Annotated in this window: 18 protein-coding genes and 1 pseudogene; 6 read left to right on the plus strand and 13 right to left on the minus strand. The window is 72.5% G+C overall.

Annotated elements, in window-relative coordinates:
• Positions 1-32 precede the first annotated feature (32 nt).
• The 3 genes from ACWC5C_RS10130 (at position 33) to ACWC5C_RS10140 (ending at position 2,328) form a co-directional block, all read left to right on the plus strand.
• Entirely contained in the window at positions 33-1,058 is a 1,026-nt protein-coding gene (locus tag ACWC5C_RS10130; protein WP_450874982.1) for a 6-phosphofructokinase, read from the plus strand.
• 73 nt (positions 1,059-1,131) lie between these two features.
• Positions 1,132-2,082, plus strand: a complete 951-nt coding sequence (locus tag ACWC5C_RS10135; protein WP_450874983.1) for a cytochrome c oxidase assembly protein — start codon at positions 1,132-1,134, stop codon at positions 2,080-2,082.
• A gap of 93 nt (positions 2,083-2,175) precedes the next feature.
• Positions 2,176-2,328: a hypothetical protein gene (locus tag ACWC5C_RS10140; protein ID WP_385444205.1), complete on the plus strand. Its 153-nt coding sequence runs from the start codon at positions 2,176-2,178 to the stop codon at positions 2,326-2,328.
• Positions 2,329-2,359: 31 nt separating this feature from the next.
• Here the strand turns inward: ACWC5C_RS10140 and ACWC5C_RS10145 are convergent, their stop codons facing one another.
• The 7 genes from ACWC5C_RS10145 to ACWC5C_RS10175 all read right to left on the minus strand — a co-directional run bounded on the left by ACWC5C_RS10145 (position 2,360) and on the right by ACWC5C_RS10175 (position 9,425).
• Complete coding sequence (locus tag ACWC5C_RS10145; protein WP_450874984.1) at positions 2,360-3,790, minus strand: cytochrome P450; 1,431 nt, start codon at positions 3,788-3,790, stop codon at positions 2,360-2,362.
• On the minus strand, positions 3,787-4,410 hold the full coding sequence (locus ACWC5C_RS10150) for a GTP-binding protein (protein WP_385444208.1): 624 nt from the start codon (positions 4,408-4,410) through the stop codon (positions 3,787-3,789). The genes ACWC5C_RS10145 and ACWC5C_RS10150 overlap by 4 nt, the downstream gene beginning before the upstream one ends.
• Complete coding sequence (locus ACWC5C_RS10155) at positions 4,391-4,753, minus strand: DUF742 domain-containing protein (RefSeq protein ID WP_450874985.1); 363 nt, start codon at positions 4,751-4,753, stop codon at positions 4,391-4,393. Before ACWC5C_RS10155 ends, ACWC5C_RS10150 begins: the two co-directional genes overlap by 20 nt.
• Complete coding sequence (locus ACWC5C_RS10160) at positions 4,750-5,136, minus strand: roadblock/LC7 domain-containing protein (protein WP_385444314.1); 387 nt, start codon at positions 5,134-5,136, stop codon at positions 4,750-4,752. Before ACWC5C_RS10160 ends, ACWC5C_RS10155 begins: the two co-directional genes overlap by 4 nt.
• A gap of 24 nt (positions 5,137-5,160) precedes the next feature.
• Complete coding sequence (locus tag ACWC5C_RS10165; RefSeq protein ID WP_450874986.1) at positions 5,161-6,696, minus strand: sensor histidine kinase; 1,536 nt, start codon at positions 6,694-6,696, stop codon at positions 5,161-5,163.
• Between the two features lie 375 nt (positions 6,697-7,071).
• On the minus strand, positions 7,072-8,661 hold the full coding sequence (locus ACWC5C_RS10170; RefSeq protein ID WP_450875145.1) for an alpha/beta hydrolase: 1,590 nt from the start codon (positions 8,659-8,661) through the stop codon (positions 7,072-7,074).
• Between the two features lie 176 nt (positions 8,662-8,837).
• Complete coding sequence (locus tag ACWC5C_RS10175) at positions 8,838-9,425, minus strand: TetR/AcrR family transcriptional regulator (RefSeq protein ID WP_450874987.1); 588 nt, start codon at positions 9,423-9,425, stop codon at positions 8,838-8,840.
• Positions 9,426-9,522: 97 nt separating this feature from the next.
• Between ACWC5C_RS10175 and ACWC5C_RS10180 the strand changes: the two are divergent.
• Positions 9,523-9,765: pseudogene (locus tag ACWC5C_RS10180) on the plus strand (tautomerase family protein); the annotation flags it as partial.
• The gene (locus tag ACWC5C_RS10185) at positions 9,758-10,780 is read left to right on the plus strand and encodes a zinc-dependent alcohol dehydrogenase (RefSeq protein ID WP_450874988.1); all 1,023 of its coding nucleotides are present in this window, start codon (positions 9,758-9,760) and stop codon (positions 10,778-10,780) included. The pseudogene ACWC5C_RS10180 and the gene ACWC5C_RS10185, both read left to right, overlap by 8 nt.
• Here the strand turns inward: ACWC5C_RS10185 and ACWC5C_RS10190 are convergent.
• The 6 genes from ACWC5C_RS10190 to ACWC5C_RS10215 all read right to left on the minus strand — a co-directional run bounded on the left by ACWC5C_RS10190 (position 10,737) and on the right by ACWC5C_RS10215 (position 16,136).
• Positions 10,737-11,537: an urease accessory protein UreD gene (locus tag ACWC5C_RS10190; protein WP_450874989.1), complete on the minus strand. Its 801-nt coding sequence runs from the start codon at positions 11,535-11,537 to the stop codon at positions 10,737-10,739. The two genes, ACWC5C_RS10185 and ACWC5C_RS10190, sit on opposite strands and share 44 nt — an antisense overlap.
• Positions 11,534-12,220, minus strand: coding sequence for an urease accessory protein UreG (ureG, locus tag ACWC5C_RS10195; RefSeq protein ID WP_450875146.1), 687 nt, complete (start codon positions 12,218-12,220; stop codon positions 11,534-11,536). Before ureG ends, ACWC5C_RS10190 begins: the two co-directional genes overlap by 4 nt.
• A gap of 20 nt (positions 12,221-12,240) precedes the next feature.
• Positions 12,241-12,900 (minus strand): urease accessory protein UreF, encoded by a 660-nt coding sequence (locus ACWC5C_RS10200; protein WP_450874990.1) that lies wholly within the window; start codon positions 12,898-12,900, stop codon positions 12,241-12,243.
• 893 nt (positions 12,901-13,793) lie between these two features.
• A complete protein-coding gene (locus ACWC5C_RS10205; protein ID WP_450874991.1) occupies positions 13,794-15,515 on the minus strand; it encodes an urease subunit alpha in 1,722 nt (573 codons plus the stop codon).
• On the minus strand, positions 15,512-15,817 hold the full coding sequence (locus tag ACWC5C_RS10210) for an urease subunit beta (RefSeq protein WP_450874992.1): 306 nt from the start codon (positions 15,815-15,817) through the stop codon (positions 15,512-15,514). Before ACWC5C_RS10210 ends, ACWC5C_RS10205 begins: the two co-directional genes overlap by 4 nt.
• 16 nt (positions 15,818-15,833) lie before the next feature.
• Positions 15,834-16,136: an urease subunit gamma gene (locus ACWC5C_RS10215; RefSeq protein ID WP_385444228.1), complete on the minus strand. Its 303-nt coding sequence runs from the start codon at positions 16,134-16,136 to the stop codon at positions 15,834-15,836.
• Between the two features lie 175 nt (positions 16,137-16,311).
• Between ACWC5C_RS10215 and ACWC5C_RS10220 the strand changes: the two genes are divergently transcribed.
• Entirely contained in the window at positions 16,312-17,277 is a 966-nt protein-coding gene (locus tag ACWC5C_RS10220; RefSeq protein WP_450874993.1) for a M28 family metallopeptidase, read from the plus strand.
• Positions 17,278-17,282: the final 5 nt, after the last annotated feature.

Genomic DNA, 17,282 nt, shown 5'->3' on the forward strand with positions numbered 1-17,282 from the left:
CCGCTCCAACGCAGACAGAGGAATCACGCGCCATGCGCATCGGTGTGCTCACATCCGGCGGCGACTGCCCCGGGCTGAACGCGGTCATCAGGTCCGTCGTCCACCGCGCCGTCGTGGACCACGGCGACGAGGTGATCGGCTTCCAGGACGGCTGGAAGGGCCTGCTGGAGGGCGACTACCGCAAGCTCGACCTGGACGCCGTGGGCGGCATCCTGGCCCTCGGCGGCACCATCCTCGGCTCGACCCGGGTTCAGCCCGCGCATCTGCGGGACGGGGTGGAGCGCGCGAGGGGCCATGTCGAGGATCTGGGCCTGGACGCGGTCATCCCGATCGGCGGCGAGGGCACCCTGAAGGCGGCCCGGCTGCTGTCGGACGCCGGGCTGCCGATCGTCGGCGTCCCGAAGACGATCGACAACGACATCGCGTCGACCGATGTGACCTTCGGCTTCGACACCGCGGTCGGGGTGGCGACCGAGGCCCTGGACCGGCTCAAGACCACCGCGGAGTCACATCAGCGGGTCCTGATCGTCGAGGTCATGGGGCGGCACACCGGCTGGATCGCGCTGCACTCGGGCATGGCCGCGGGCGCCCACGCGATCGTCGTACCGGAGCGCCCGTTCGACATCGAGGAGCTGGCCAGGACCGTCGGGGCCCGCTTCGAGGCGGGCAAGAAGTTCGCGATCGTGGTCGCCGCCGAGGGCGCCAAGCCGCGCGAGGGCACGATGGACTACGCGGCGGGGGAACGCGACGTCTACGGCCACGAGCGGTTCGCCGGTATCGCCCGCCTGCTCTCCGTCGAACTGGAACACCGGCTGGGCAAGGAGGCCCGGCCGGTGATCCTGGGCCATGTGCAGCGCGGCGGCACGCCGACGGCGTACGACCGGGTGCTGGCCACCCGCTTCGGCTGGCACGCCGTCGAGGCGGCGCACCGCGGCGAGTTCGGCAAGATCACGGCGCTGCGCGGTACGGACATCGTGCTGGTGCCGCTCGCGGAGGCGGTGGAGCGGCTGAAGACGGTACCCGCCGAGCGGTACACCGAGGCCGAGTGCGTGCTCTGAGCTGACGGGTTCTACGCTGGTGCGGGCACATTTGGTGCACACCGGGTAGAGCAGGAAGGCCGGGGATACTCAGATGGATCACGGCGGACACGGCATGATGATGGATCTGCCGCCGTTCACCCTCGCACGCGGACTGGCGTTCGGCGGTGATCCCTTCTTCCTTGTCGGCTGTGTGCTGGCGCTCGCGCTGTACGGCTGGGGCGCGGTGCGGCTGTGGCGGCGCGGCGACAGCTGGCCGGTGGGGCGGCTGGTGGCGTTCGTGGCAGGTGTGCTGACGATCGTGGTCTCGATGTGCACCGCGCTGAACGACTACGGCATGGTCATGTTCAGCGTCCACATGGTCCAGCACATGATCATCAGCATGGTCTCCCCCATCCTCCTGCTGCTGGGCGCCCCGGTGACGCTGGCCCTGCGCGCCCTCCCGGCGGGCGGGCGGGGCCGCAAGGGGCCCCGGGAGCTACTGGTGGCGCTGCTGCACAGCCGCTACATGCGGATCATCACCCACCCCGTGTTCACGATCCCGCTGTTCATCGCGAGCCTGTACGGGCTCTACTTCACCCCGCTCTTCGACTTCCTGATGGGCTCCAAGGCCGGGCACATCGCGATGATGGTCCACTTCCTGGCGGTGGGCCTGGTCTTCTTCTGGCCGATCATGGGCGTGGACCCGGGCCCGCACCGGCCGGGCTATGTGATGCGGATGCTGGAGCTGTTCGCGGGCATGCCGTTCCACGCGTTCTTCGGGATCGCGCTGATGATGGCGAGCGCGCCCATGGTCGGCAGCTTCGAGCACCCGCCCGGCTCGCTGGGGATCGACGCGCTGGCCGACCAGAACGCGGCGGGCGGCATCGCCTGGGCGTTCAGTGAGGTGCCGTCGGTGATCGTGCTGGTGGCGCTGGTGTACCAGTGGTACAAGTCCGACCAGCGCCAAGCGCGGCGTGACGACCGTACGGCGGACCGTGACGGCGATCAGGAACTCGCCGCGTACAACGCCTATCTGGCCTCGCTCCAGGCTCGCGGACGCTAGCCGCGGACCCCATGGCCGAGAGACGATGGGGTCTCGGCCATGGGGCCGGTGTTCCGGCGCCGGGGTGCCGGGACCGCCGTGAGGAGGTCGGGTATGACCGGATCTGCCAAGGGAATGACGGCGTGCGCGGTGGGCGGCCTGGTGGTGGTGACGGCCTACACCGTGGCACTCGGGAGCAACGGCTGGCTGTGGTTCGCCTGGGTCGTGCTCGCGCTGCTGGCGGTGGGGACGCTGCTGGCCCGCTGAGGGGCGTAGCGCCCGCTGAGGGGGCGTTACGTCATACGGAGGTGCCGCGCAGCCACCGCCACAGGGACGTCCACCACGGGACGCGGGCGGGCCGTGCCGCAGTACCGGCGGTGGCGGTTCCGCCCGCGGGTAAGGCTTCCTCGTCGCCCGCGGGCCGTCGCCGCATGGGGCGCAGCTTGGGCGCGAGCAGCATGCCGGAGGTGTCCACCGGATCGGTCTCGGGCCTGCGCGGCATGAACGCGACCGGCAGCGCGACCAGATGGCGGGAGATCCACGACGCCACCCAGGTCAGCTCGGGCTCCGGCACGTCCAGACGCAGGTCGGGCAGGCGCAGCAGCAGGGTGTCGATGGCGGTGTCCGCGATGGCGCGGCCGATGTCCTGGCCGGGGCACTCGTGCGGGCCGCCGCTGAACGACAGGTGCGAGCGGTTGCCGTACATGGGCGCGCCGAGGTCGGGGCGGATGGCGGGGTCGACGTTCCCGGCGGCGAGGCCGAGCAGCAGCATGTCCCCGGCCTTGATCTGCCGTCCGCCGAGTTCGGTGTCGCCGGTGGCCCAGCGGCCGGGGATGACGGTGAGCGGCGGTTCGTTCCACAGCACGTGCTCGATGGCGTCCGGCAGGGTCATGTGACCGCCCGCCAGGGAGGCGCGGAAGCGCGGGTCGGTGAGGACCATGCGCAGCGTGTTGGCCATGAGGTTGGTGGTGGTCTCGTTGCCGGTGAGGAGCACGAGCCGCAGATGCTGGACGACCTCCTCCTCGGTGAGTTGGGAGGGGTGGCTCAGCAGCCAGGACGCGAGGTCGCTGCCGGGTTCGGCGCGCTTGCGCTCGACGAGCTGGCGGAGGGTGTCGGTGACGTACTGGTCGCTGCGCAGGGCCGTGTCGGAGCCCTTCATCAGGTCGCGGGTGGCCTCGACCAGCCGGGGGCCGTACTCGTCGGGCATGCCGAGCAGCTGGGTGAGGACGAGCATGGGCAGCCGCTGGGCGAATCCGGTGACCAGTTCGGCCTGTCCGTCGGCGCAGAAGTCGTTGACCAGCTGATGGGTGAAGCGGGTGATGTGGCGGCGGATGCCGCGGCGGTCGACGCGGTTCATGCTGTCGGTGAGCGCGGCGCGCAGCCTCTCGTGCTCGTCGCCGTCGGCGAAGGTGCACATGGGCTGCCAGCCGACCACGGGGAGCAGCGGCGAGTCGTCCGGGATGCGGCCCTCCGCCCAGGCGCTCCAGTACCGGGAGTCGCGGGAGAAGCGGGAGGGGGTGCGGGCGACCTCCAGGTTCTCGCGGTAGCCCAGCAGCAGCCAGGCCGGTACGTCGCCGCCGAGCCGCACCGGGGCCACCGGTCCGTGTTCGGTGCGCAGCCGCTCGTACAGGCCCATCGGGTCCTTCTCGTTCTCGGATCCGAAGAGGTCCACCACACCGGCGAGGGGGCTCCGGGCGTGGGCGGGGCACTGGTCGGGAGGAGGGGTCACGGTGTCTCCGGGGTCACGGTGGTGAGGTGCTGCAGATAGCGCACGAGGCTGAGGAGGGTGTCGCGGCTGGAGGCGCGGTCGCGGGCGTCGCAGTCGATGATGGGGACGGTGTCGGGCAGGTCCAGGGCCGCGCGCAGCCGTTCGACGGGGTGGGCGGGCGCCCCGGGGAAGGCGTTGATGGCGACGACGAAGGGGACGCCGCGCTCCTCCAGCCGCCCCAGGACGTCGAAGCTGACCTCCAGGCGGCGGGTGTCGACGAGGACGACGGCCCCGAGCGCGCCCTCGAAGAGGCCGTTCCACAGGAACCAGAAGCGCTCCTGGCCGGGGGTGCCGAAGAGGTAGAGCACCAGCCGTTCGTTGAGGCTGATCCGGCCGAAGTCCATGGCCACGGTGGTCTCGGTCTTGCGCTCCACCCCGGCGATGTCGTCGACGCCGACCCCGGCCTGGGTCATCGTCTCCTCGGTGGTCAGCGGGCGGATCTCGCTCACCGAGCCGACCATGGTGGTCTTGCCGACGCCGAATCCGCCGACGATCACGATCTTGACGGCCGCGGTGGCGGAGGCCGGGAGGGTGTCCTCGCTGCGGGGTCCGGCGAGCGTCTCAGAGGTTCTGTAGTCCATGCATCACCGCTTGGAGGAGTTCGGTGTCGGGCAGCACGGCGGCCGGGACCGGGGACCTGGCCTCCACCCGCTGGTGGGCGAGCAGGTCCGCGAGGAGTACGGTCACGGTGCTGACGGGCAGGGTCAGGTACGCGGAGATCTCGGCCACGGAGAGCGGGAAGTGGCACATCCTCAGCACGGCGGCGGCCTCGGGCAGCATGCCGGGCTCGGGTTCGGTCCGGGCCACGATCAGGCTGACCAGTTCGATGGTGTCCGCCCGCGCGGACCGGCCGGGGGCGCCGCCGTCGACCATGTAGAGCCGTTCGGGGCCGCCTTCGTCGGCGCCCTTTCCGGTCCGGCTCATGTGAAGCGTCCGTCGGCCCGTGGCGGGCTGCTGAGATGTTCGCCGAGCCGGGCGACCAGGTCTCTCATGCACTGGCCCATCAGCCCGGCGTCCACGCCGTCCTCGGCGAGGACGGCGAGGTAGGAGCTGGTCCCGGCCGCCATCAGATAGAAGAAGCCGCCGTCGACCTCGATGACCACCAGCCGCATCCGCCCGTCGCCGGTGGGGAATTCGGCGGCGATCGCCGTCGACAGGCTCTGCAGCCCCGCGCAGGCGGCGGCCAGCCGGTCGGCGGTGTCCCCGTCCGTACCGACCTGGGCCATGCACAGGCCGTCCGAGGACAGCAGGACCACGTGGCGGGTCTGCGGAACGCTCTTGGCGAGGTCCCGGAGCATCCAGTCCATGTTGAACCGCGCTTGCGTCACTTGCTACTCACCCTTATCCGAGGCGTTGTCCCAGGCGTGCGACGTGTCCGACGGCTCTTCGCCGTACCGGTGGCCGGAGGTGTCCACCGGATCCGCCTCGCCGGAGACGGCCTTGGTGAACGCGGCCAGCCACATGCCCGGCTGTACGGGCGGCTCGGCCGGGGCCGGGGGGCCCGCCGGGGCGGGCTCCGGGTCGGCCTGGATCCGGATGGGCGGGGTCACGGTCGGCATCCGGCGGCGGCGCTGGGGCAGTCCGGCGGTGTTGTGGCGGATGCCGTTGTGGTCGTGGGCGACCGGTCCTGTGATGTTGTCGGGCAGCGGCGGATAGGGCGCGGCGCGCTTGATGGGCTTGGGCGGCGGCAGCTTCTGGGCCCGGGCGATGGCGCCGCCGGGGGCGGGGGTGGGGCAGATGACGTCCTGCGGGACGACGAGCACCGCGCGGACGCCGCCGTACGCGGAGGGCCGCAGCGAGACCTGGAACCGGTACTTCACGGCGAGGCGGCCGACCACGGCCAGGCCCAGCCGGGGCGTCTCGCCGAGGTCGTCGAGGTCGAAGCCGGTGCCCGCCTGGTCGAGTACGTACTCGGTCCGCCTGCGGCTCTCCTCCGAGAGGCCGACCCCGGCGTCCTCGATCTCGACCGCGACCCCGGACTGGACCTCGACGGCGGTCAGATGCACCCGGGTCTTGGGCGGGGAGTAGCGCGTGGCGTTGTCGAGCAGTTCGGCCAGGGCGTGGATCAGCGGCTCCACGGACGGGCCGACGATGCCGACGTCGGCCACCGAGTGCAGATCCACCCGCCGGTATTCGAGGATGCGGGACATGGCGCCGCGCAGCACGTTGTAGAGCGGCACCGGGTTGCGCCACTGGCGGCCGGGGCGGGAGCCGCCCAGTACGGAGATGGAGTCGGCGAGGCGGCCGATCAGGGCGTTGCCGTGGTCGAGGTGGAGCAGATCGTGGAAGACCTCGGGGGCGGCCCCGTGCTTGTCCTCCATGTCCCGCATGTCCATGGCCTGTTGGTGGACGATGGCCTGCACCCGGCGGGCGATGTTGACGAACGCCCGCCCGGCCGCGTCCCGCAGGTCCTCCTCGGCCCGCACGATCTCCAGCACCGACCGCAGGACGGCCAGGTGCGCGGACTCGAAGTCCGGGTCGAGGACGGGCGAGGGCTCGATGCTCCGCATGACGACGTCGACCTCGGCCCCGCGCTGCAGCCGGGCCACAGCGGCGGGCAGCACCTCCTGGGCCAGCCGCCGGGTCTCCGTCTCCTGGTGGGCCAGGCGCCGTTGGTACGCGGCGTCCTGTTCGGCGAGCCGGGCGCGCAGCCTGCCGATCCGGCGGCCGCGGCGGGCCGCCTCGGCCGCCGCGAAGGCCACCGCGAGCGTCGCCGCCGCGCCGCACGCGGCGACCGTGGCCCGCGCTCCGGCGGACACCACGGTCACGGCGAGCGCCGCGCAGGCCGCCATCGCGGCGGGAGGGATGAGCCATACGAGCACGGAGGCGGGCCGTCGGCCTCCAGGTGACGCGCCGGCGAAAACCATCGGCTTCCTTAAAAGCAGCGGGAGAAAATACGTGCGAAGAACTCGCTATGGGCCCTGGAGCATAGCGGTTATGGCACATCCCGAAATGACGATGATTTTTTCTTGGTAACAAATTCAGGGGGTGAATTCCGTGGGCGTAAAAAAGCGATCGCATTCGCTCACACCCCTGGAGAACTCGAAACCCCACACCGCCAACTTGTGGCGCATACACGGTGATTACGGACATCATGCGCCGACTCGCCGGACTCGGCGGCGAGTTGTACAGTCGGCAGTTTTCCCGGACATACGAACGGCGGCCGCCCCGGGTGGGACGGCCGCCGTGGTGGGCCCGCTTCCGTACGCGCCGACTCGTACGGAAGCGGGCCCGGCCGACCGTTACGAGACGGCCCCGGCGGCCTTAGCGGCCGTGCCGGTCTTCGCGGGCTTCGGAGTGGCGTGCGGAGCGCACGTCACGTCCTTGGCGTCCACCGTGCCCTTGAGCAGGTAGGCGTCCACCCGGTCGTTGACGCAGGCGTTGACCAGCCCGGTGACGCCGTGCGAACCGGCGTCCTTCTCCGTGATCAGACGCGACCCCTTGAGCCGCTTGTGCAGCTCGACCGCGCCCTCGTACGGGGTCGCGGCGTCACGGGTGCTCTGCACGATGAGCGTCTTCGGCAGCCCCTTGCCCGCGCCGACCTCCAGCGGGGTGTGCTGCTTCGACGGCCAGGTGGCGCACGGCAGGTTCATCCAGGCGTTGGACCAGGTCAGGAAGGGGTAGTCGCGGTGCAGCCGGGTGTTGTCCCGGTCCCACTTCCGCCAGCTGGTCGGCCACTTGGCGTCGGCGCACTCCACGGCGGTGTACACCGCGTTGCCGTTCTCCGAGGCGATGTTGCCCGCGGTGTCGGACAGGTCCGGGCCCGCGGCCTCGACGAGCGCCTTCTCGTCACCGGCCAGGTAGTCGCTCCACACCTGGGCGACCGTGGCCCACGACGAGTCGTAGTACGGCGCGCTCTGGAAGAAGCCGAGCAGCTCGGCCGGGCCGACGACCCCGCCGATCGGCTTCTTCTTGGCGGCCGCGCGCAGCTTCTCCCACCGCGCCTGGACCTTCTCCGGGGTGTCGCCGAGGTGGTAGGCCGCGTCGTTCTTGGCGACCCACGCCTTCCAGTCGTCCCAGCGCATCTCGAACGCGACGTCCTGGTCCAGGTTGGCCTGGTACCAGATCTTCTCCCGCGAGGGGTTGACCACGGAGTCCACGACCAGGCGGCGCACATGGTCCGGGAAGAGCGTCGCGTAGACCCCGCCGATGTACGTCCCGTAGGACACGCCCAGGTAGTTGAGCTTCTTGTCGCCGAGCGCGGCCCGGATGACGTCGATGTCGCGGGCGGTGTTGGGCGTCGTCATATGCGGCAGCATCCAGCCGCTGCGCTCCTCGCACCCCTCCGCGTACTCCTTGGCGAGCTTGCGCTGCGCCCGCTTGTCCGCCTCGCTGTCGGGTACCGGGTCCGCCTTGGGCGCCTTGACGTACTCCTGCGGGTCGACACAGGAGATGGCGGCCGAGTGGCCGACCCCGCGCGGGTCGAAGCCGACGAAGTCGTACGCCTTCGAAGTCTTCGTCCACAGCGGGTTCTTGTTGGTGACCCGGGTCGGGAACCGCAGCCCGGAGCCGCCCGGTCCGCCCGGGTTGTAGATCAGCGAACCCTGCCGCTCGGAGGCGGTCCCGGTGCTGACCGCGCGGTCTACCGCGATCTTGATGGTGCGTCCGTTCGGCTTGGCGTAGTCGAGCGGAACGGTCACATAGCCGCACTGGATGGGCTTGGCCAGGTTCCAGTCGGCGGGACAGTCCGTCCAGTCGATGCCCGTCTTCGCGGCCCGGGCCGCGGCGATGGCCGCCCCGCGGGCCTCGGCGACGCCCCCCGGCGTCCGCGTGGGCTCCGACGCCCCCGCCGTGGGGGCGGCCAGCGCACCGGTTATCAGCGCACCGGTCATCACGCCGCCGGCCACGCCGAAGAGTGCTGTGCGTTTCACGTAGTAATCCCCCTGCTTTGTCGCGCCGCCCGTGCGGCGATGATCACAGAGTGTCAGGAGGATCCTCGCGCCTCGCTTACCGCTGAGTACAGGGCAAACCACCGTTTCTTTATCAACACGTCACCTTCACAGCCCGCTCAGCCTTCGATCACGGCGGCGATGAGGGCCTGAAGCTGCTCGGCGGTGTGATCGAGGGGCTGAACGCTGCGCTTGGCGCGGCACATGGCCACGGTTCCCTCGACGGCCGCGACGACGAGCGTCGCGAGCTGCTCCGCCTGCGCGGGCGCGGCGCCGTGCTCCCGGAGGGAGGCGGCCAGCAGCCGCTCCCAGTCGTCGAAAACGGCCGCTGCGGCCGCCAGGGCGGGCGGGATCTCGCCGGGCGGGGGCTCCTCGATGGAGACGGCCAGAACCGGGCAACCGGCCCGGAAATCGGTGTCGATGACGATCCCGCGCCACAGGGCGAGGAACGCCCGCAGCCCCGCGGCCGGGCCCGCCTCCAGCTCCTCGCGGAGGATGCGGGCCACGGTCTCGCCCGCGTACCGGACGGCCTCGGTGGCCAACTGCTGCTTGCCCTCGGGGAAGTAGTGGTACGTGGAGCCGAGCGGCGCCCGCGCGTGCTTGGCCATCTCGCGGATGCTCGTGGCGTTCAGGCCGCGCCGACTGATCATGTCGGCGGCACCGGCCACGATCCGCTGCCGGGCCTGCGGGCCGCCGCTCTTGGTCATGCTCACTCCACCCTCTGGCTATAACGCTCGTCATAGTCTAGCGTGACGTCGCGTTATAACGACTGTCATAGTTGAGAGCTGAGGAACAGCCATGCCGATGATCCGGCTGACCGTCCCGACCGGTGCGCTCACCGAGGAGCGCCGCAAGACCGGTCTGGTCGAGGACGCGACCCAGGCCGTGCTGAAGGCCGCCGGGCTCTCCCCCGACGAGGCGCAGCGGGTGTGGGTGCTGATCCACGAGCAGCCGGACGGCACCTGGGGCGCCGGTGGATCGGTCATCCGGTACGCCGACCTGGTCGCCCTGGCCCGCCAGAGCCGGGAGGGGTCCGCGGATGCGTGAACTGACGTACGTCGCACGGCACACCGTCGAATGGCGCGAGGCGCCCGATCCCCGGCTGGAGTCCGGCCGGGACGCGATCGTCGCACCGGTGGCCGCCACCGCCTGCGACGTGGACTCGGCGATCCTCGCCGGGCACGGCTTCGTTGATCCCCCGTTCCCGCTCGGCCACGAATGCGTGGCCCGCGTCGTGGACGTCGGCGACGCGGTGACCGGCGCCGCGCCCGGCGATCTCGTCGTCGTGCCCTGGTCCATCAACTGCGGCGACTGCGACCACTGCCGCGCCGGGCTGACCGCCCACTGCACGTCCGTGCCGCACATGGCGATGTACGGCGCGCCGATCGGCGGCAGTTGGGGCGGGCTCTTCTCCGACCTGGTGCGCGTGCCGTACGCGGACGCCATGCTGGTCCCGCTGCCGCCGGGGCTCGACCCCATCGCCATGGCCTCGGCCAGCGACAACTGGTCCCTCGCGCGGCGCCTGGTCGCCCCGCATCTGGCGGCCCGCCCGGGAGCGCGGGTGCTGGTCGTCGCGCGGGGCAGCATCGGGCTGTACGTGTGCGACGTCGCCCGCGCGCTCGGCGCCTCCGACGTGCTGTACGTCGACCCCGACCCGGAGCACCGGAAGCTCGCGACGAGCTACGGCGCCCGTACCGCCGAGGCGATCGAGCCGGTCCGGCACGGCTTCGACATCGCCGTCGAGGCCACCGGGCGCGTCGACCAGCTCGCCCTGGCCCTCACCTCGCTCGCCCCCGAGGGCGTCTGCGAGAGCGCGGGCAACCACTTCCGGCCCGGCGAGCTGCCGCTGCTCGACATGTACCTCACCGGCGTCACCCTGCGCGTCGCCCGGGACAACGTCCGCAGCCATCTGCCCGACGCGCTCGAACTCGCCGGTTCCGGGAAGGTCGCGCCCGAGCGCGTCGTCTCCCATGTCCTGGACTGGGAGCAACTGCCGGAGGCGCTGCCGGAGAAGCGGCTCAAGCCGGTGTTCGTACGGGACATCGCCCCGGCATCGGGCTGAGCGACGCCTCGTCCGATGCCTCGTCCAGCATCCGGCGCAGCCGCAGGCCGTCCGTGGCCACCGCGCTGACCAGGGCGGCGGGCCCGGCGAGCGGGGTGATGATGGCCGTGTCGCCGAGCAGACGGGGCGGTACGGGGTCGTGGTCGAACGCCGGGTCGACCACGAGGAGTTGACCGGCCGCCCGGTGCCCGCCGAGCACCGCGCCGCCGTCCCAGCCGGGCGCGCCGGGGCCGTACGACAGCTCCTGGTCCAGCAGCGGGCGCCCCGCGCGGTGCACGGTGAGGCGGCTGGTCAGCCGCCCCGGGGGCTCGCCGGAGCGGCCGAGGATCTGCTCCTCGCGCAGCACCAGGCGGGCGGTGGGGGCGAGTTCGACGGTGGTCGTCATGCGCAGATCGCTGCCGTGGGCGGAGATCAGGGGTTCCGGCAGCCAGTGCAGGGTGGCGCCGTCCGCGACGGTCAGCCGGACCGCGTAGTGGGCGGGCTCGGCGGAGCGGCCGGGCAGCGCGAGCGTGGCGGCCGCCGAGCCGACGCGGAGCCGGGCGCCGGGGCCGATGCTCGCGGTCAGCGCGAGGTGGTCGCCGCCGAGCGGGGCGCTCATCGCGCCGACCACGGTGACGCACGCCGCGCCGTCGCCGGTCGCCCGGGTCCGCCGCAGGGCGAGCGGCCCGTCCCCGGCCAGCACGGGCAGCGCGGTGCCGCCGCGGCCGTCCGCGACGGCGACGAGGCGGGCGGCGGCGCGTACGGCGGTGTCCGTCACGCCGCCGCCCAGGCGGCCAGCCGCTCTCGTACCCAGTCGGCGATCGGACGGACGCCGTCCGGCGCGACCAGGGAGGTGAAGGCGACGGGCAGTTCGCCGCGCTGCTCCTTGGCGTCGCGCGCCATGCGCTCCAGGTCGGACCCGACGTACGGGGCGAGGTCGGTCTTGTTGACGACGAGGAGGTCGGCCGTCGTCACGCCCGGGCCGCCCTTGCGCGGGATGTCGTCGCCGCCCGCGACGTCGATGACGAACACCTGCGCGTCGACCAGGCCCTTGGAGAAGGTCGCGGTGAGGTTGTCGCCACCGGACTCGACCAGCACGAGGTCGAGCGGGCCGACGCTCTCCTCCAGGTCCTCGACCGCTTCGAGGTTGGCGGAGATGTCGTCACGGATCGCGGTGTGCGGGCAGGCGCCGGTCTCCACGGCGGCGATGCGCTCCGCTGGCAGCACCGCGTTGCGCAGCAGGAACTCGGCGTCCTCGCGGGTGTAGATGTCGTTGGTGACGACGGCGATCGACAACTCGTCCCGCAGCGCCCGGCACAGGGCGGCGACGGTCGCGGTCTTGCCGGAGCCGACCGGTCCGCCGAGCCCGACGCGCAGCGCCCGGCGGGTGCCGTCGGGGCGGCGGGGGTCGGCGCCGTGGGTGTGGCGCTGCGGGTAGGTCTCGGGGTGGTCGAGGTGCATGGCGGCTCCGGGGTGGCGTGTCATGAGGCGAAGAGGCGTACGGGCCAGGCGGCGTGCTGCTCGGCGGCGATGTCGAGCAGCGGCGCCGAGGCGGCGGGCAGGATGCCGGGCCCCTCGGTCAGCGCCCGGTGCGCCGCCTCGGCGGCGCGGGCGGCGACCTGGTCGATCTCGGGGGCAAGGCGGGCGAGGACGCCGGTGGCGTCGAACGGGTCGAGGCTGAGCAACCGTACGGCGGCGGACGCCGGTCCCCCGGCCGACTCGTACGCGGCGGCGTACGCGGCGGCCGTGGGGCCGAGCCCGGCGGCGCGCGCGGCCAACCCCTGGACGACGGGCTGGTGGGCGCCGCGCGGCCGGGCGGCGGCGAGGGCGTCCAGCTCGGGCGAGGGCCAGGTGGCGCGCGCGGCCCGCATCAGCTGTCGCCCGAGCCGCCGCGCGGTGGCGCGCAGCGCGGGGGCGGGGGTCCGGGCGTCGGCGGCCTCGTCGAGCACGAGCGGATCCACCCCGGCGGCGGCCGCGGCGGCGAGCGCGGCGGCGGTGAGCCCGGCCGTATGCAACCGCCCCCGGCAGAACGCCTCCAGGGAGACCGGGTCCTGGACGCGCCCGGCCTTGACGGCGCCTTCGACCCCGCCGGAGTGAGCGTGCCCTCCGGCCGGAAAGCGCCCGTCGGCGAGGATGAGCAACGCGGCAAGGCCGTGTCCCCCCGCGCCCGGGGACCGGTCCCTAGCCCCCTCCCCTTCGCCGAACGCCGGGGGCGCAGCCCCACCGGACGCCTGCGGCACAGCCCCAGCCGAAGCCCCACCCGGCGCCACGGACAAACCCGCATCCGGCCCCACGAGCACACCCCCGCCCGGCCCCACGGGCGCAGCCCCATCGGGCGCAACCGCCACGGCCCCAGCCCCTGCCGCAGGCGAACCCGCGCCAGACGCAGCGGCCGCGACCTCGCCAGCCCCCGAGAGCGCACCCCCGATGGGGGCCAGCGGGGCGGCCCCAGCCGAAGCCGGGGGCGAGCCCGCGCCAAGGGCTGCGGGCGCAGCCCCGTCGGAGGCGGCCGCCGACGCGGCCCCCGCCCGAGCCGCAGGCGAACCCGCACTAGGAGCAACGGCCGCAGCCCCGCCGGACGCCTGCGGCACAGCCTCCACCCGAGCCGCAGGCGAACCCGCGTCGGGCGCGACGGGCGCCATCCCGCCAGGCGCAGCCTCATCGGGCCTCTCGGGCCCCGCAGGAGCAACCCCGTCCCGCGCCGCTGGCGCAATCCCACCCGGCGCCACCGGCGCGGCCCCGCCCGGCGCAGGGGACACAGCTCCGCCGAGGGCCATCGGCACAACCCCAGCCGGGGCCACGGGCGAACCCGCACCAGGCATCGCGGGCAGCACCCCACCGGGCGCCACGGGCACAACCCCACCGGGCACCGCCGACGCGGCCCCAGCCCCAGCCATGGGCGCGCCCGCACCAAGCGCTGCGGGCGGCGCCCCGCCCGGGGGCGATGGCGCGGCCCCGCTGGGAGACGTGGCGGCCGCGCCGGGCACGGGCTGGCGCGGGGGCATCGGCATGGTGTCGTCCATGGTCATCGCGGTCAGAAGAGGAAGTACCGCTGGGCCATGGGGAGTTCGGCCGCCGGGGCCGGGTCGACGGGGGTGCCGTCGATGGTGACCGTGAAGGTGTCCGGGTCGACCTCCACCCGTGGCATCGCGTCGTTCTCGCGCATGTCCGCCTTGGTCACCCCGCGCGTCCCACGGATCGGCACGAAGCGCTTCCCGAGGCCGAGGCGGTCCGGCAGGCCGTCGTCCAGGGCGGTTCGCGTCACGAAGTTGAGGGAGTTGGCGGCCGGGGCGCGGCCCATCGCGCCGAACATGGGCCGGGGCAGCACGGGTTGCGGGGTGGGGATGGACGCGTTGGCGTCGCCCATCTGCGCGTACGCGATCTGCCCACCCTTGAGCACCAGGTGCGGCTTGACGCCGAAGAAGGCGGGCTCCCACAGCACCAGGTCGGCCAGTTTCCCCGGCTCCACGGAGCCGATCTCGCCGTCGAGGCCCTGCGCCACCGCCGGGTTGATGGTGTATTTGGCGACGTACCGCCGCGCCCGCCGGTTGTCCGCCCGCCCGTCCCCCGGCAGGGCACCCCGGCGCCGCTTCATCACGTGCGCGGTCTGCCAGGTCCGCAGGATGACTTCGCCGATGCGGCCCATGGCCTGGGAGTCGGAGGAGATGATCGAGATGGCGCCGAGGTCGTGCAGGATGTCCTCGGCCGCGATGGTGCCGGGCCGGATGCGGGATTCGGCGAAGGCGAGGTCCTCGGGGACCGCCGGGTTCAGATGGTGGCAGACCATCAGCATGTCGAGGTGTTCCTCGACCGTGTTCACGGTGTGCGGCCGGGTCGGATTGGTGGAGCTGGGCAGCACGTTCGGCTGGGAGACCACGGTGATGATGTCGGGCGCGTGCCCGCCGCCCGCGCCCTCGGTGTGGTACGCGTGGATGGAGCGTCCGGCGATCGCGGCGAGGGTGTCGGCGACGAACCCGGCCTCGTTGAGGGTGTCGGTGTGGATGGCGAGCTGGGCGCCGCTCTCCTCGCAGACGCCGAGGCAGGCGTCGATCGCGGCGGGGGTCGCGCCCCAGTCCTCGTGGATCTTGAATCCGAGGGCCCCGCCGCGCAGTTGGGACCACATGCCGTCCCGCGAGACGGTGTTGCCCTTGCCGAGCAGCCCGATGTTGACGGGGTACGCCTCCAGCGCCTCGAACATCCGGGCCAGATGCCAGGGGCCGGGGGTGATGGTGGTCGCCTTGGTGCCCTCGGCGGGCCCGGTGCCGCCGCCGACCAGGGTGGTGATGCCCGAGGACAGCGCCTGGTCGACGAGGGTCGGGGAGATGAAGTGGACGTGGGCGTCGATGGCGCCCGCGGTGAGGATCCGGCCGTTGCCCGCGATGACCTCGGTCTCGGGCCCGATGACGAGATCGGGGTGGACACCGTCCATGGTGTCGGGGTTCCCGGCCTTGCCGAGCGCGGTGATACGGCCGTCCCGCAGCCCGACGTCGGCCTTGACCACGCCCCAGTGGTCGAGCACCACGGCACCGGTGATCACCGTGTCGGGGGCGCCCTCGGCGCGGGTCGTCCTGGCCTGGCCCATGGACTCGCGGATCACCTTGCCGCCGCCGAAGACCGCCTCGTCGCCGGAGCGGCCGGGGCCGCCGCAGCGGTCCTCCTCGATCTCGACCACCAGGTCGGTGTCGGCGAGCCGTATACGATCCCCGGCCGTCGGTCCGAACAGGTCCGCGTACGTGGCGCGGCTCAGCTCCGTCACAGCGCGCCTCCGCTCTCGCCGCGCAGCCCGGGGACGACCCGCGCGCCCGCCAGTGGCACCAGCTCCACCTCGACGGGGAGGCCCGGTTCGAAGCGCACGGCGGTGCCCGCCGCGATGTGCAGCCGGTGGCCACGGGCCGCGGCGCGGTCGAACGTAAGGCCCGGGTTGGCCTCGGCGAAGTGGTAGTGGGAGCCGACCTGGACCGGCCGGTCGGCCGCGTTGAGCACGGTGAGCCGGATGACCGGCCGCCCTTCGTTGAGCCGTACCGGCTCGTCCGCGTAAAGGATCTCTCCGGGGATCATGGAACGCCGTCTCCCGTCAGACGATCGGCTGGTGGACGGTGACGAGCTTGGTGCCGTCCGGGAAGGTGGCCTCGACCTGGACGTCGTGGATCATCTCGGGGACGCCCTCCATGACCTCGTCCCGGGTGACCACCTTGCGGCCGGAGGCCATCAGTTCGGCGACGGTACGGCCGTCCCGGGCGCCTTCCAGGATGTGCACGGTGATCAGTGCGATGGCTTCGGGGTGGTTGAGCGACACGCCCCGTGCCCGACGCTTTTCAGCCACGTCGGCGGCCACATGGATGAGCAGCCGTTCCTGCTCGTGCGGCGTCAAGTGCACGTTTCTCCACCTCATCCTCGCCCTCGGTGTCCGCAGGCTAGTTCCGTGGCGTTTCGGTGGCGTTAACGGATATGCGGCGGTCCCGGCGGATGACCCTTGACGATCGTGCGGCCCACCCATGATCCTCATGTGCGCATCACATGATCCATCAGCTTCGCTCCAACCCCCCACACTCATGGAGCCATCTGTGAACCGAATAGTGCTGATCCGCCGCGGCGCGCTCGCGGCCGGAACCTGTGCCGCCGTCGCCGCCGCCCTGCTGGGCGGCGCACCGGGAGCCGGGGCGGCCGCCTCACCCCGGGCCGCCGCACCGGACATCGACGTGGCGGCCGTCAAGGCCGACCTCGGCAAGCTGCAGTCGATCGCCGACGAGAACGGCGGCAACCGCGCCCACGGCCAGCCCGGCTACCGGGCGTCCCTGGACTACATCAAGGGCAAGCTGGACGCGGCGGGGTTCAAAACTGGCGTCCAGGAGTTCACCTCCGGCAGTGCGAAGGGCTACAACCTGGTCGCCGACTGGCCGGGCGGCAGCGCCGACCAGGTGCTCATGGCCGGATCGCATCTCGACTCGGTCGAGGCGGGCCCCGGCATCAACGACAACGGATCGGGCTCCGCCGCGATCCTGGAGGTCGCGCTCGCCGTGGCCAAGGCCGACCTCAAGCCCACCAAGCATCTGCGGTTCGCCTGGTGGGGCGACGAGGAGGACGGCATGGTCGGCTCCACGCACTACGTGGACAGCCTGAAGTCGGACGAGAAGTCGAAGATCGACTCGTATCTGAACTTCGACATGCTCGGCTCCCCCAACCCCGGTTACTTCGTCTACGACGACGACCCGGAGCTGGAGAAGGTCTTCAAGGACTGGTACGCGGCCAAGGACATCGCGACCGAGAAGGAGACCGAGGGCGACGGCCGCTCGGACCACGCCCCGTTCAAGGACGCCGGGGTGCGGGTCGGCGGGCTGTTCACCGGCGCCGAGACCGCCAAGACCCAGGCGCAGGCGGACCAGTGGGGCGGCGAGGCGGGCGAGCCGTTCGACCCGTGCTACCACTCCGCGTGCGACAAGACGTCCAACGTCGACGACACCGCGCTGGACCGCAACAGCGACGCCATCGCCCACGCGGTCTGGCAGCTCAGCTCCTGATCCAG

The sequence above is a fragment of the Streptomyces sp. NPDC001700 genome, from assembly GCF_053596435.1.

What these genes read in the sequence shown, in the direction of transcription:
- ACWC5C_RS10160 (WP_385444314.1), bottom strand. Translation starts at nt 5,136, where the DNA reads ATGGACTGGATGCTCCGGGACCTCGCCAAGAGCGTTCCGCAGACCCGC.
- ureG (WP_450875146.1), bottom strand. Translation starts at nt 12,220, where the DNA reads ATGCACCTCGACCACCCCGAGACCTACCCGCAGCGCCACACCCACGGC.
- ACWC5C_RS10130 (WP_450874982.1), top strand. Translation starts at nt 33, where the DNA reads ATGCGCATCGGTGTGCTCACATCCGGCGGCGACTGCCCCGGGCTGAAC.
- ACWC5C_RS10135 (WP_450874983.1), top strand. Translation starts at nt 1,132, where the DNA reads ATGGATCACGGCGGACACGGCATGATGATGGATCTGCCGCCGTTCACC.
- ACWC5C_RS10185 (WP_450874988.1), top strand. Translation starts at nt 9,758, where the DNA reads ATGCGTGAACTGACGTACGTCGCACGGCACACCGTCGAATGGCGCGAG.
- ACWC5C_RS10150 (WP_385444208.1), bottom strand. Translation starts at nt 4,410, where the DNA reads ATGGACTACAGAACCTCTGAGACGCTCGCCGGACCCCGCAGCGAGGAC.
- ACWC5C_RS10155 (WP_450874985.1), bottom strand. Translation starts at nt 4,753, where the DNA reads ATGAGCCGGACCGGAAAGGGCGCCGACGAAGGCGGCCCCGAACGGCTC.
- ACWC5C_RS10140 (WP_385444205.1), top strand. Translation starts at nt 2,176, where the DNA reads ATGACCGGATCTGCCAAGGGAATGACGGCGTGCGCGGTGGGCGGCCTG.
- ACWC5C_RS10175 (WP_450874987.1), bottom strand. Translation starts at nt 9,425, where the DNA reads ATGACCAAGAGCGGCGGCCCGCAGGCCCGGCAGCGGATCGTGGCCGGT.
- ACWC5C_RS10170 (WP_450875145.1), bottom strand. Translation starts at nt 8,661, where the DNA reads ATGACCGGTGCGCTGATAACCGGTGCGCTGGCCGCCCCCACGGCGGGG.
- ACWC5C_RS10210 (WP_450874992.1), bottom strand. Translation starts at nt 15,817, where the DNA reads ATGATCCCCGGAGAGATCCTTTACGCGGACGAGCCGGTACGGCTCAAC.
- ACWC5C_RS10220 (WP_450874993.1), top strand. Translation starts at nt 16,312, where the DNA reads ATGGAGCCATCTGTGAACCGAATAGTGCTGATCCGCCGCGGCGCGCTC.
- ACWC5C_RS10165 (WP_450874986.1), bottom strand. Translation starts at nt 6,696, where the DNA reads ATGGTTTTCGCCGGCGCGTCACCTGGAGGCCGACGGCCCGCCTCCGTG.